Raw genomic sequence first — 13,861 nt, 5'->3', positions numbered from 1 at the left:
CGCTCATCGCGTTGTCGCCAGTGTTGAGCGTAAAAATTTGGCATCTATTTTAAGCAATGGTAGCGTGCAAACATTGATCATTTACTGAGTGTTTTCTATGCGTTTGATAATAACAATCTTTACACTATTGCTAAGCTTTTCTTGTTTAGCACAACCGCTTTCATATTATTTCAATGATGATGTGAAATTTGATCCAACTATTCCCACTCCAGAGCAGGTTTTAGGCTATGAAGTCGGGCAGTGGCACGTACGTCATGATCAACTCGTTCGTTATATGGAAATATTGGCACAAAAAAGTGACCGTATTAATTTTGAAGTCATTGGTCGTACCCATGAGCAGCGCCCGCTCGTTATGCTAACTATCACCGCAGCTGATAAGTTGGCGAATGTGGAGCAAACACGTAAGGCGCACTTGGCGCGTTTAGCCGATCCAGAAAAAGCCAAAGAAACCGATCAGCCAGCGGTCGTTTGGATGGGTTATAGCGTTCATGGCAATGAATCTTCTGGTAGTAATTCAGCCTTGCTAGTGGCTTATTATTTAGCTGCGGCGCAAGGTAAAGAAATTGATACGCTATTAAATAACACGGTTATTTTACTCGATCCTTCATTAAACCCCGATGGTTTAGCACGCTTTGCGAATTGGGCGAATAGTAATCGCGGTATGAACTTATCGTCTGATCCACAAACTCGGGAGCATATTGAAAGCTGGCCAAGTAGCCGTACTAACCATTACTGGTTTGATTTAAATCGTGATTGGTTGCTGCTACAACACCCTGAATCTCGTGCTCGTATTGCTAAGTTTCATTACTGGAAACCCAATATTCTTACTGATTTCCATGAAATGGGTCCCAATAGCACTTTTTTCTTTCAGCCAGGTATTCCATCACGTAAGCACCCGATCACCCCTGATGAAAATGTCAGTCTCACGAAGGCAATAGGTAACTATCATGCCAAAACATTGGATGAACACAACGCGTTATATTTTACCGAAGAAAGCTTTGATGATTTTTACTATGGCAAAGGTTCAACTTATCCAGATGTAAATGGTGGTGTGGGTATTTTATTTGAGCAAGCAAGTTCTCGTGGTCATCTGCAAGAAACCATAAATGGACCGCTGAGTTTTGCATTTACGATTAAAAACCAGCTGCTTACGAGCCTATCTACATTTCAGGCTGCGATAGATAATCGCCAAGCATTACTCGATTACCAAGCTAGTTTTTACAATAATGCTATAGAGCTTGCTAGTGATGAAGATTATAAAGGTTATGTAGTGCAAGGCGGTGCAGATACAACACGTAGCGCACTTTTTTTAGATTTATTGAAACAGCATCAGATCAAAGCTTATCCACTTAATAAAGCAGTAAAAGCGGATGGTAAGAATTTTTCTGCGAAAAGTTATTTTGTGCCATTAGCCCAGCCGCAATATCGCTTAGTTAAAGCCATTTTTAGTGAGCAAAAGCGTTTTGTTGATAACACTTTTTATGATGTATCCGGCTGGACGTTAGCCCATGCTTTTAACTTGGAGTTTGCAGCAATTAAAAGTGGCTGGGGCTTAGACGTTAGTAAAAATGCATGGCAACAGCCTGAAAAACCACAATTTGCTGAGTTAGATGCACAGTATGCGTTTGGCTTTAAATGGGATAATTATTTAGCTCCGAAAATGCTTAATAAATTATTACAGCAAGGTGTGCAAGCTCGTGTGGCGCTCAGCCCTTTATCAGCTAAATCGCTTGCAAGTACACAGGAATTTGCTGCGGGTAGTATTATTATTCCTGCTGGGATTCAAAAAAATCCGCAATGGGTGTCGTTATTAAATAGTGCACAAAATGAGTTTGGTATTGCGATTACGCCTATTACTTCTGGCTTAACGGCAAAGGGTGTCGATTTAGGCTCGCGGACGTTAGCGGTAGTTAAAGCACCGAAAGTATTACTCGTTGGTGGCCAAGGGACTAGTCAATATGAAGTAGGTGAAGTGTGGTATTACTTAGATCGCTTTGTTGGTGTGGCACCTACCATTGTGGAAATGGAACGTTTTGGTGATCTTGAACTTAGTGATTATAGCCACATTGTTTTGGCTCATGGAAATTACAATAAGCTTTCAGATGCTGACAAAATAGCAATTAAAACTTGGGTACGTAAAGGTGGAGTTATTTGGGGCCACAAAGGTGGGGCTAAGTTTTTAGTCGATCAACAACTATTAAAAACCAGTTATTTATCACGCCGAGATGTTGCCAGCGCCTTCAAAACGGATGGCTTAAACTATGGTGATAAAGATCATCTAGCTGGGCGTCAACGTATTGCTGGAGCGATATTTAATACTAAAGCCGATTTAACGCACCCACTTACTTTTTCATTACAGCGTGACACCTTACCAGTATTTAAAAATAGTACTTGGTTACTTGAAATGTCTGCTGCACCATTTGTAAATGTGTTGCAGTATACGCAAAAGCCATTACTAGCTGGCTTTACCGATGATGTGAATGTTGAGCAAGTAGCGGGAGCGGCTGGTTTAGTGGCACATTCGTATGGTCGTGGCAGTGTGATTGGTATGACAGATGATCCGATATTTAGGGGCTATTGGTACGGCACCAGTCGTTTATTGAGCAATGCATTGTTTTTTGGTCACACATTTAGAGCGAATGCCGATTAATTAATTAGCTTAAGTATTAATGTCCTAATGGTGTTAAGCAGGTTACAAATGCCCAAACTTGCTTAGCACCAGCCTTTTTAAGGGCGACGGTAGCTGCATTAAGAGTTGCTCCTGTTGTCATCACATCATCAATGATAGCAACTGTTTTTCCGCTCATATCGGTATTACATATAAATGCGCCATGTAAGTTTTTTACTCGTTTAGCTTTGCTAAGTGATGACTGTGCTTGGGTTTTCTTTGTACGCTGTAAACTCTGAGAATCAATATTTTCATTTACTAAACATGGCAACCAGCATTGTGATACTTGGTTAAAGCCTCGCTTTAAAAAACGCTGCTGATGTAGAGGTAAAATAATAAATAAATCTGGCCATATTTCGCTATTTTTTTTACTAACAGTCAGTTGTTGGCTAATAATTAACGACAATGCGTTTTTATAATGAATCTGGTTACTAAATTTAAGTTGCGTGAGCCAACCATCAAAAGGGGGACGATACCACGCGCAAGCGAACAGGTAATCGAATTGGCAATCAGGAAATAACTCAACCACATCTGGGCGATACAGTAAATTAGCATGTGTGGTTATATCTAATAGCGGCAAATCAGCTAAACAATGTTCGCATAAACTATGTTTGGTACGGATAATACTTTGGCATTGCACACAAAAAGAAGGAAAAAACCAATCGCCCAGCTGTTGAAAACATTGATGAAAAGCAGTCATTGCATTCATTCCCTCAAACGCTATTATGAGCGCTAAGTTTGGAGCAAGGTTATAAAAAATGCAAAATGAGCTGGTGTTATTACATGGTTGGGGGATGAATCAAGGCGTATGGCAGTTGATCTTGCCGGAGCTTCAATTTATGCATAACGATACAGTACGCAGTGTTGATTTACCCGGTTACGGTAATAATCAAACATCGCCAAAGCCGTATACTTTGCATGCCGCTGCATTACAATTAAGCAATCAATTACAGCCAAACACTACCTTAATGGGCTGGTCTTTAGGTGGTTTATTTGCTCTTTATATTGCAAAGCACTGGCCTGAAAAAGTCGCGAAAGTGATATTAGTTGCTGCAACTCCATTATTTGCTGAAGGCGATGATTGGCCAGGAATAAAAGCAAATGTATTAGCTGCATTTAAAGAGCAGTTAGTCACTCATCGCGAGAAAACCATCGATCGCTTTTTGGCAATACAGGCGATGGGCAGTGAAAATGCCCGAGATGATATTAAACAACTTAAACAGTTACTCAATGAATTTCCGGCTCCACAAGAGTGTGCATTAACTGCTGGTTTGGATATTTTACAGCAAGATGATTTACGCGATGCTTTTGCCTGTTGTCCAGTGCCGATCCGTGCTGTATTTGGCCGTTTAGATGCATTGGTACCGTATCGCGCAGTAACCAAAATGAAAGTTTTAAAACACGATTTTGAGTATGAAGTGATCGATAAAGCGTCACACGCACCTTTTATATCCCATAAAAAAGAGTTTTTATCTGCCGTCAAATCAATGCTTTGAAAAGTAACTTTACGGTGGTTTGAAAAACTCTGTAGTAAAGCTTTATTTTGACTGTTTTATGAGCGATAATTAACCAATATATCATTGGTGGAGGTGTTGTATGCCAATCGGATCTGTGTTTAATAACGGTGTTGAAGGTTTTAATCGTGCCAGTCAGGGTATAGAAAAAGCCAGCGCAGAAATAAATCGCGCCAGCATTGAGCAACAAGACGACGCTCAGCTTGCCCAACAGCGCCAGCTGCAAGCTGCTCGTCCGGAAGAAGCGGTAACCGCTCCTGTGTCACAACCACCACGTATTGATGAAGCCTTGGTCAATTTAAAGGTCGAAGAGTTTAATGCCAAAGCCAATACGCAATCAATTCAAACCGCGGACGAAGTACTGGGGACTTTGATTGATATTCGTGTTTAATTTGCCATGAACATTGTCACGCCATTTCCAAATATTAATATAAACACCGCAAATGTTTATACGGAAACCGCTCGGCGTGACAACCAACTTCGGGAAGTTATCCCGCCACCTGCAGCTACAAAACCGACTAATGCTGAAAACAAAGCGCTCGGTGATAATGAAAAAACTAAACAACCCGGTACAACTGATACCGGCACTTATGATGCCAAGGGTAAACTTGCCGACGAAAAAGTAATTCAAGAGCGTCAGCAGGGAGATGCAGAGCAAAATCCAGAGCAAAATGAACAGCAACAACAAGATAAAGAGAAAGAGGCAAAGCAAAAAGAGCAAGTAGCTCAGCAAGAGCAACAAGACGCTGAGCAAATTAAAGAGTTAAAAGCGCGTGATACTGAAGTACGTATTCATGAGCAAGCTCATTCATCAGTTGGTGGTCAACACGCAGGTTCGCCAAGTTATGAGTACCAACGTGGACCTGATGGTACCAATTACGCTGTTGGCGGCGAAGTACAAATTGACGTTGCTGAAATAGCAGGTGACCCGCGAGCTACAATAGAGAAAATGCAAACGGTACGTGCTGCAGCTTTAGCGCCGGCAGAGCCTTCTGGTGCTGATCGTTCGATTGCTGCTGATGCCACTCAAAAGCTCGCTGCAGCGCAAGCAGAGCTTAGTAATATAGACAGTGATGATGAAAGCAGTACGCAATCAGCATCGTTCAAAGTAGATAACGAATTAACAAAGGATGAGAAAGTTGCAACTACTGCTGAATCAGAAACCGCAACGGCTAAGCGCGATATTGAAGTTGAGCAGCGTGCAGGTCGCATTGCGCAGTTTTATCAAGCCGCCACCTCGCCTTATGGACAGTCTGGCTTTTCTGCAACCATATAGTTGCTCCCTCGTAATATGTGTTTCCTCAATTTAAATCCAAATAAATCATTTTTTAAGTGTGGTTATTCACATTTATTTACCTAAAGATGTATGCAATTAATTGTGAAATATTACTGTAACTGCTATTTTCCCTACGATTTTTATTATGGAAGACAATTAAATGAAATATGCAGTAATCGCAGGTGCTTTATCACTTTTTTCAATAACAGCGGTGGCGAATGAAACGGCTGGCTTAAGTTATGACTATGTCGAAGTTGGCTATGCAAAAATGGACGTAGATGACTTGGATGAACTTAGCTTTGATGGTTATGCAGTTAAGCTTAGCAAGCAAGTAAGTAGTAATTGGTATCTAACCGGTTTATATGCAAGCACATCAGATGATCTGTCAAATAGTGTCTCTGAGGATTATCGTGATATCTTTCAAAACGGTGAGTATGTAGGAACGTCACAGTTATACACTGAAGGAAAGCTAGACGCTGAATTTACTAGATTAGAGCTCAGTGCGGGTTATATTCAACGTTTATCTGCAGTTACCAATTTAGATTACAGTATCAATCTAGGTAGACTGAAGTACAGCACTGACTTCATAAACCTAGTCGAAGAAAGGTTTAATGGCCAAGTATTCTCATCGTCAGAATCAGCTTACTCGGACTCAGATAGTGCTGATATCCTCTCTGCTAATGTGCAAGTTAGGCATTTAGTCACGGATAAATTCGAAGTAAATGCAGGCTTAGGTTACGAGCGTTTACATGATGAAGAAAGTGACAATAACGTTGTTTTAAAAGCGGGTTTTAATTACACCTTGACTGAAAAAGCAATTTTAGGTGCTTCATACCGTTACGTTGATGAGTATGCAGATATTGCAGCGACCTTACGTTATTACTTTTAAATCAGATTTAAATAGCAGAATTGCAAACGCCACAAACTGAGTTTGTGGCGTTTTTGCTTAAGCGTTATTTTTTCACTTTTGCATTTGCGAAGGCGTCTGCAAAAGCATTACCCATCATTGCATTACCGGTATCACGTGTTGGTTTTGCAGCGCGAGGTTGCTGAGCATTGTTACGATTATTAGCTTGCGGCTTTTGATTGACTGATGGAGCAGGTTTATTGCTGGTATCAATGTCATCGTCTAAACGCATGGTAAAACTAATACGTTTACGGGCAGCGTCAACTTCCACTACTTTTACTTTTACAATATCACCCGCTTTAACTACTTCACGCGGATCAGAGATAAACTTATTAGTGATCGCTGAAATATGTACTAAACCATCTTGGTGTACACCCACATCAACAAAAGCACCAAAGTTAGCTACGTTTGAAACCACGCCTTCTAAAATCATCCCTGGCTTTAAGTCACTGATTTTTTCAACACCTGCTTTAAACTCTGCTGTTTTAAAATCAGGACGAGGGTCGCGTCCAGGTTTATCAAGTTCACTGATGATGTCGGTAACCGTTGGTAAGCCAAATTTATCATCAATGTAGTCATTGGCAACTAACTTATTCAGCAGCTCTGAGTTACCAATTAGGTTATTTACATCGAGACTATTTTGTTCACAAATGCGTTTAACGATAGGGTAAGCTTCCGGGTGAACTGATGATTTATCAAGTGGGTCGCTGCCATTACTAATTTTTAAGAAACCGGCGGCTTGTTCAAATGCTTTTGGCCCTAAACGCTCTACTTTCTTTAGCTCTGAGCGTTTAGTGAATGAACCGTTAGCATCGCGATAATTAACAATATTTTGCGCTAAGGTTTTATTTAACCCTGAAACACGCGCAAGCAATGGCACTGAGGCCATATTTAAATCTACACCTACCGAGTTCACACAATCTTCAACAACAGAAGTCAGAGTTTGCCCTAGTTGGCTTTGTGATACATCGTGCTGATATTGACCTACACCAATTGACTTAGGCTCCACTTTCACAAGTTCAGCCAGTGGATCTTGTAAGCGACGCGCAATTGAAACCGCACCACGTAACGACACATCTAAATCAGGAAACTCATTAGCAGCAAATTCTGATGCTGAATACACCGATGCGCCAGCTTCACTGACCATAATTTTATTGAGTTTTAGCTCGCTATTTGCTTTGATTAATTCAGCAACCAGTTTGTCTGATTCGCGTGAAGCGGTGCCGTTACCAATAGCGATTAGTTCGACTTTATGTTGGCGGCATAACTGCTCTAGCGTTCGTACTGATTTATCCCAATGATTTTGTGGTGCATGTGGGAAGATAGTTTGTGTGGCTAATAACTTACCAGTGCTATCAACAACGGCAATTTTACAGCCAGTGCGCAGACCAGGATCTAGGCCCAATGTTATGCGAGGCCCAGCAGGGGCAGCCATAAGTAAGTCTTTTAAGTTTTTAGCGAACACATCGATAGCGCCTGTTTCGGCTTTTTCACGCATGGCTGCTAAAAATTCGTTTTCTAAATGTAAGCCTAGCTTAATTTTCCAGGCCCACTGCACGACAGTGAGTAACCAAGGGCTGGCTACTTGGTTGTTAATATCAAGGCGGTAATGATCGGCAATCATCACGGCACACATATGGGCCGGGTTTTCTGAACTTGGCTCAGGGTTGATTGTTAACTGTAGAATACCCTCGTTGCGCGCGCGCAACATAGCTAAAGCGCGGTGCGAAGGCACTTTTTTAAGCGCTTCTTGATGCTCAAAATAATCGCGGTATTTAGCGCCAGCTTGTTCTTGGCCTTTGATTAAGCTTGCTTCGATTTGACCGTGCTGACTGATGTGACTACGAAATTTGGCGAGCAGCTTGGCATCTTCAGCAAAGCGTTCCATTAAAATAAATTTAGCGCCATCCAGAACTGCTTTTTCATCAGCAAAGCCGGCTTCTGCATTTAGGTAGCCAGCGGCTTGTTGCTCAGGATCTAAAGAAGCATCATTAAATAAAGCATTCGCTAACGGCTCAAGACCAGCTTCAATAGCAATTTGTCCCTTAGTGCGGCGCTTAGCTTTGTAAGGTAAATATAAATCTTCAAGTTCAGTCTTGCTGTCCGCATTATTAATATCGGCAGCTAAGCTGGTGGTGAGTTTATCTTGCGCTTTAATCGTCGAAAGAATGAAGGCTCTACGTTCTTCCAGCTCTCTTAAATACGATAAACGCTGCTCTAACAATCGTAATTGGGTATCGTCTAAACCACCCGTTACTTCTTTACGATAGCGGGCAATAAAAGGCACTGTTGAACCTTCATCGAGTAATTTTGTAGCAGCTATAACTTGTTGCTCTTGAGCATTCAGCTCAGTGGCTAAACGTGCAGAGATATTGCTCATGCAAAAACCTTATTAAACAATTTGAAGACCAGAACGATAGTTTTGGCGTAATTAATTGCTTGAATAATATCACAGCAGGGCTTAATAAAAAGGCCTTAAAGTATGCTATTTATATACTTTAAGGCCTTTTAAAGAGGTGGTTCAATTAAACATGTATCAGTGCTTAATGGGGGTGTTCAATATGTTGCATTACTTCACTAAAACTGTGCGCGATAGGTGTGATATGTAACGGAATTTGTAATGTTTTAGCAATTTCTCGAGCTGAAATTAAACCACAAATTTCATTATGTGCGGTAGTAACCAGTAAAAACATAATACCGTTTTGTTCCATTGTTTGTAGTGCATCACCAATACAAGCATAGCTTAAGCTTTGCATACTTACGCCAGTTAAGTGGCTAAGTGGTGTCATTACATGAAGTAAGTTAACTTCGTTGCGAGGTACATTTAAGCGCTGTGCTAAAATCATAATTTTTGAGCTTTGTAGATCCGCACTAGATGCTATACCAAGTAATTTTTCTTTGTCATCTACTACTAAAATAAAGTCTGTATGTTGGCTAGTGATCTGTTTTAATGCATCAACAATGCTGGTTTCAAAATGAGCACGTAGCGGGTCTTTTTGAGTAAAATTATTGACCATTTTCAAAGCCGGAGACGTTAAATCAATTAACGGCTGAGTGTCACGGTAAGTGTGAGATAAAACGCCTTTAGAAATGTCTTGAGTACGAAGTTCTTTAAAGTTAGCCATAGTAATCACCAATTATGTTATTAAATTTAATCAAGTTTTTAAGCGATAAATTAAATAAAATAAGCCGGTGGTCCACGCTGATACGCATAGCTAAAAGGTTGTACGAAAGTGGTACTCACATAAAGTGATAAAATGTTTTCAGGGAGTGGTTGAAGCACCCTGATAGAGATCCCGTCAACGTGTGTGTCTAAGTCAACGTCAAGATTAGCTTGGTCAGGAATGTCACAAGCAACATAGTTTGCGGTTGGGGATAAATGGTCGTGGTCGTCAAAACCTTGAGCAATTACAGTCAAACTCACACTCATTAAAAGTGTAAATAACACGGCATTACTTACTATGCGATGTATTACGTTTGACATAACTACTACCTTCTAATATTCAACTCAAGCGCGAAATGCTTTACTTGAGTACTTTTATTTATAGTCTACAAATTCACTTTAGACAATCAATAATTAACCTTATCTGAATAATGAGAAGCGAGGAACTATCGTTTTACTGAGGATTTATGAAGCCCCAGGGTAATTGATACTGTTAACGTACCACTCTTTTTTGCCCTGCGGAGTTGTAACATAAAACTCATCATCCACTTGTTTTTTCAATAATGCGCGCGCCATCGGCGAATCAATCGAGATATAATCTTTGCGGTCATAAATCTCATCAGGGCCAACAATGCGAAACTTCAGCACTTCACCTTGTTCATTTTCTATTTCGACCCATGCACCAAAAAACACTTTACCAGCTTGCTGCGGCGAGTAATCAATTATTTTTAGATCTGGCATGCGTTTGCGTAAATACCGCACGCGACGATCTATTTGTCTTAACAAACGTTTATTGTACTGGTAATCAGCATTTTCTGAACGGTCACCAAGGCTAGCAGCCCAGCTCACTATTTTTGTGACTTCAGGGCGTTTAACATTCCATAAGTGGTCGTGTTCTTGTTGCAGCTGTAAATACCCTTCGCGGGTGATTAAATTAGTTTTCACGTTTAAATTATTACCTTGAGAAACACCTAGGCAAGGTATAAAAATCTTGTTGGCTTGTCGAGCTGATTTTTGTTCTCGCCAGCATTTTTGTGGGCTTGAAATGTTCAGTAACAATCTAGTGACCTAATTAGTTTTTTATTATCATGTTTTTCATTTATATTAATCATAACAGTACAGAAAAATAAGAATGAAAGTAATGGGACATGAAACCACAAAAGTATTAGTCGTTGATGATGATATGCGTTTACGCAGCTTGTTAGAGCGCTACTTGGTAGAACAAGGATTTATTGTGCGTACAGCTGCTAATTCAGAACAAATGGATCGGCTGTTAGAACGTGAAAACTTTCACTTGATGGTACTTGATTTAATGCTACCCGGTGAAGATGGCTTATCTATCTGTCAGCGGTTACGCCAAAAAGAAAATGAAATTCCAATTGTCATGTTAACGGCTAAAGGTGATGAGGTTGATCGTATTATCGGTTTAGAGCTTGGTGCTGATGATTACATCCCGAAACCATTTAACCCGCGTGAATTATTAGCGCGTATTAAAGCTATTTTGCGTCGTCGTTCAAAAGAAGTGCCAGGTGCACCGTCAGCAGAAGAAAATCATATTTCGTTTGGTGAGTTTTCGCTTAATTTAGCCACCCGTGAAATGAGCCAAGGCGACAAAACCATGTCGTTGACCAGTGGTGAGTTTGCGGTATTGAAAGCGCTTGTTACACATCCACGAGAGCCGCTTAGTCGTGATAAGTTAATGAACTTAGCGCGTGGTCGAGATTACAGTGCATTAGAGCGTAGTATCGATGTACAAGTCTCACGTTTGCGTCGCATGATCGAAGTCGATGCCGCTAATCCACGTTATATTCAAACTGTATGGGGCTTAGGTTACGTATTTGTTCCAGATGGTGAAAAATAGCTATAATGAGTATGTTTCCCAAAAGTGCATTTGGACAAACGGTGTTTTTAGTTGCGGCACTATTGTTGATCAACCAAGTAGTGTCTTACATCACGGTTAGCCTTTACGTAGTTAAGCCTACTATTGAGCAAGTTAACCTTATTCTCGCAAAACAAATCAAAACTGTGTTTATAGACTGGGAAGATGGCGTTGAAATAAGTGATGAGGTGTCTGAAAAGTTTTTTGAAATAACCGGTATCGAAGTTATGACCCAGCGCCAAGCGATGAGCGAAGGTTTGGCGCAAACTCGTGAATATTCGATGTTGTCGCGTAGTATGTCTGAGCAACTGCATGGTTCAGCCCGAGTGCGTATTAGCCAAACAGATCCGCTTGTTTATTGGGTAGAAGCGCCGCAAGCACCGGGTTACTGGGTTAAAGTACCGCTAACTGGTTTTAAAGAAAATAATCTCGAATTTCTAACCTTTTATTTATCTAGTATCGGCTTTTTAAGTGTACTCGGTGGTTGGCTGTTCGCACGTCATTTGAATCGACCTTTAAAAGCGCTACAACAAGCGGCGGTAAAAGTAGGGGTTGGAGATTTTTCTACAAAATTAGAGGAACACGGCTCAACTGAAGTCATCGAAGTAACCCGCGCATTTAATCAAATGTCACGTGGTATAGCAGCGCTTGAGAACGATCGCCGTCTACTTATGGCTGGGGTGTCTCATGATTTACGTACGCCGCTGACGCGCATTCGCCTTGCTACCGAAATGATGTCGGATGAAGAAGATTATCTGCGTGAAGGGATCATCTACGATATTGAAGACATGAATGCCATTATTGATCAGTTTATTGAGTATTTGCGTCATCACAAACGTGAGGAGTTAGCGCTTGAAGATCTCAACGCGATAGTGTCAGAAGTGGTGCATTCAGAACAAAAACATCAACGCACTATCACTTTTAGCGAAAATCCTAGTATTAGTAATATTCCTTTAAGTATGGTGGCAATCAAGCGAGTTATTACCAACATGATTGAAAATGCGATCCGTTATTCGGATGGTGATATTGATGTTGAAACTGCGCTAAGTCGTGATAAAAAATACGCTATGGTGATTGTAAAAGATCATGGCCCAGGTATTCCTGAAAGTGAACTTGAAACGGTATTTGAACCTTTTAAACAAGGCGATGCTGCGCGAGGCAGTGAAGGTAGTGGGTTAGGGCTTGCGATCATTAAGCGCATAGTTGATATGCATGGTGGTAAAGTAAAACTGGTTAATCGCCCTGAAGGCGGTTTAAATGCTGAGGTTTATTTACCAGTCAAAGTGAGTTAGCCGTATATACTTTTATACTACTCGGCTGCTGTCTGCGCTGCCAAAAAGGACTGTTTGACCAGCGTTGCTCTTGAGCGTAAAAATAGCGTTTGTGATCTAAATAACGATGCCAAATCTGTTCTATTTGTTGCTGGTATAGTTTTTTAAATTGTAGCTGGCTATCGTGTTCTATTTTATTGACTATCTCGAGTTTTTTCATCAGATCGGCAAGTTGCATCGCACTTGCCATAGCATTAAAAATTCCTTGCGATGAGATTGGATCAAAGCTCAGTGCTGCATCACCTAAAGCGGCCCATTGTTGGCCTGCAAAACATTCTAAGCGAGTGGAGTTCGCGCTGACGATACCGTGCAGTGTTATTGGCTGTTGGCATACATCGAGAATCTTCGCTTGATTGGCATAACATTGCGCATGTTGAGTAAATAACTTTGTATCACGTTGTAAGCCTTTGGTCAGCAAATCCGGATCCGTTTGAAATGCTAAAACACGACGTTGGTTTGGTAATGGTGCACTGTACCACCAGCCGTTTTGCGTGGCACAAATGCTGCCTAGTTGATTTTCAATAGTATTAGCCACGGTTGCCCAGCAAGATATTAGACGGTCATGTTGTTTGCGAGCGGTGTATTTTTTTGCAAAATGAGCCTCTCGGCCTGTGGCATCAATTACGAATTGACTCGCAATGTTGATTGTTTGCTCTTGTTGTAACTGTGTTAGTGTTATTTGCCAGCGTTGCCCTTGGTATTCGCTGTGTGCTAATTTGGCAGGCCAAATACAGCGGACACCCCGTTGCAGCGCTTTTTCGCGTAAAAAGCTCTCAAATACTTGACGATCCAAGCGCCAACCCAAACCATCCGGGTTACTGAGATTATCAGTAACATAGGGTGTTGATTGGCCCCAACTTATTTGCAATCCTGCATTGTGTAAATGCTGTGGGGTAAGTACGTTGGCCACCAGTTGGTTTTCAAATTCAGTTAACAAATCTAACTGTTGTAAAATACGCCGTGCGGCAGGTGCTAAGCATTCACCAATTCGCTCTTCGGGCATCTCAGACTTATCAATCAAAGTAACTTGATATGAATCACATAAAGCAAGTGCGGCGATACAGCCTGCCACACCTGCACCAATGATCACAACATCCGTTTGTAATTCGGTCTCTTGCAGCAT

At 41.1% G+C, this 13,861-nt stretch carries 13 protein-coding genes; 7 read left to right on the top strand and 6 right to left on the bottom strand.

What is annotated here, in order from left to right; genetic code table 11:
- Positions 1–97: 97 nt before the first annotated feature.
- Positions 98–2,650, top strand: coding sequence for a M14 metallopeptidase family protein (locus tag H5182_RS17735; protein ID WP_182760396.1), 2,553 nt, complete (start codon positions 98–100; stop codon positions 2,648–2,650).
- Between the two features lie 16 nt (positions 2,651–2,666).
- Here H5182_RS17735 and H5182_RS17730 read toward each other — a convergent pair whose 3' ends face one another.
- Entirely contained in the window at positions 2,667–3,368 is a 702-nt protein-coding gene (locus tag H5182_RS17730; RefSeq protein ID WP_145242545.1) for a ComF family protein, read from the bottom strand.
- 58 nt (positions 3,369–3,426) lie between these two features.
- On the opposite strand from H5182_RS17730, the gene bioH reads away from it, so the two are divergent.
- The 4 genes from bioH (at position 3,427) to H5182_RS17710 (ending at position 6,347) form a co-directional block, all read left to right on the top strand.
- Entirely contained in the window at positions 3,427–4,164 is a 738-nt protein-coding gene (gene bioH / locus H5182_RS17725) for a pimeloyl-ACP methyl ester esterase BioH (protein WP_145242543.1), read from the top strand.
- A 100-nt stretch (positions 4,165–4,264) separates the two neighbouring features.
- Positions 4,265–4,573, top strand: a complete 309-nt coding sequence (locus H5182_RS17720) for a hypothetical protein (protein ID WP_145242541.1) — start codon at positions 4,265–4,267, stop codon at positions 4,571–4,573.
- Positions 4,574–4,579: 6 nt separating this feature from the next.
- Entirely contained in the window at positions 4,580–5,458 is an 879-nt protein-coding gene (locus tag H5182_RS17715; protein ID WP_149983058.1) for a putative metalloprotease CJM1_0395 family protein, read from the top strand.
- 160 nt (positions 5,459–5,618) lie between these two features.
- Positions 5,619–6,347, top strand: coding sequence for a hypothetical protein (locus H5182_RS17710; protein WP_145242537.1), 729 nt, complete (start codon positions 5,619–5,621; stop codon positions 6,345–6,347).
- 64 nt (positions 6,348–6,411) lie between these two features.
- On the opposite strand, the gene H5182_RS17705 is transcribed toward H5182_RS17710, so the two are convergent.
- From H5182_RS17705 to greB, 4 genes are all read right to left on the bottom strand, one after another.
- Complete coding sequence (locus H5182_RS17705) at positions 6,412–8,745, bottom strand: Tex family protein (RefSeq protein WP_182760395.1); 2,334 nt, start codon at positions 8,743–8,745, stop codon at positions 6,412–6,414.
- A 163-nt stretch (positions 8,746–8,908) separates the two neighbouring features.
- Complete coding sequence (locus tag H5182_RS17700; RefSeq protein WP_145242533.1) at positions 8,909–9,490, bottom strand: CBS domain-containing protein; 582 nt, start codon at positions 9,488–9,490, stop codon at positions 8,909–8,911.
- 50 nt (positions 9,491–9,540) lie between these two features.
- Entirely contained in the window at positions 9,541–9,849 is a 309-nt protein-coding gene (locus tag H5182_RS17695) for a hypothetical protein (RefSeq protein WP_145242531.1), read from the bottom strand.
- 144 nt (positions 9,850–9,993) lie between these two features.
- Positions 9,994–10,473 (bottom strand): transcription elongation factor GreB, encoded by a 480-nt coding sequence (gene greB / locus H5182_RS17690; protein WP_182732327.1) that lies wholly within the window; start codon positions 10,471–10,473, stop codon positions 9,994–9,996.
- A gap of 196 nt (positions 10,474–10,669) precedes the next feature.
- Here greB and ompR point away from each other — a divergent pair, with 196 nt between their 5' ends.
- Together ompR and envZ are read left to right on the top strand one after the other, a co-directional pair.
- The gene (gene ompR, locus H5182_RS17685; RefSeq protein ID WP_145242004.1) at positions 10,670–11,389 is read left to right on the top strand and encodes a two-component system response regulator OmpR; all 720 of its coding nucleotides are present in this window, start codon (positions 10,670–10,672) and stop codon (positions 11,387–11,389) included.
- A 5-nt stretch (positions 11,390–11,394) separates the two neighbouring features.
- Positions 11,395–12,699 carry a two-component system sensor histidine kinase EnvZ gene (gene envZ / locus H5182_RS17680; protein WP_145242002.1) on the top strand — a complete coding sequence of 435 codons (1,305 nt, stop codon included), beginning with the start codon at positions 11,395–11,397 and terminating at the stop codon, positions 12,697–12,699.
- Here envZ and H5182_RS17675 read toward each other — a convergent pair.
- Positions 12,686–13,861, bottom strand: a complete 1,176-nt coding sequence (locus tag H5182_RS17675) for a tryptophan 7-halogenase (protein WP_182735701.1) — start codon at positions 13,859–13,861, stop codon at positions 12,686–12,688. The genes envZ and H5182_RS17675 overlap by 14 nt on opposite strands.

The sequence above is a fragment of the Pseudoalteromonas sp. SG44-17 genome (assembly GCF_014164235.1).
GTDB classification, from domain to species: domain Bacteria; phylum Pseudomonadota; class Gammaproteobacteria; order Enterobacterales; family Alteromonadaceae; genus Pseudoalteromonas; species Pseudoalteromonas rhizosphaerae.
This window is presented reverse-complemented; position numbering and strand designations above follow the sequence as displayed.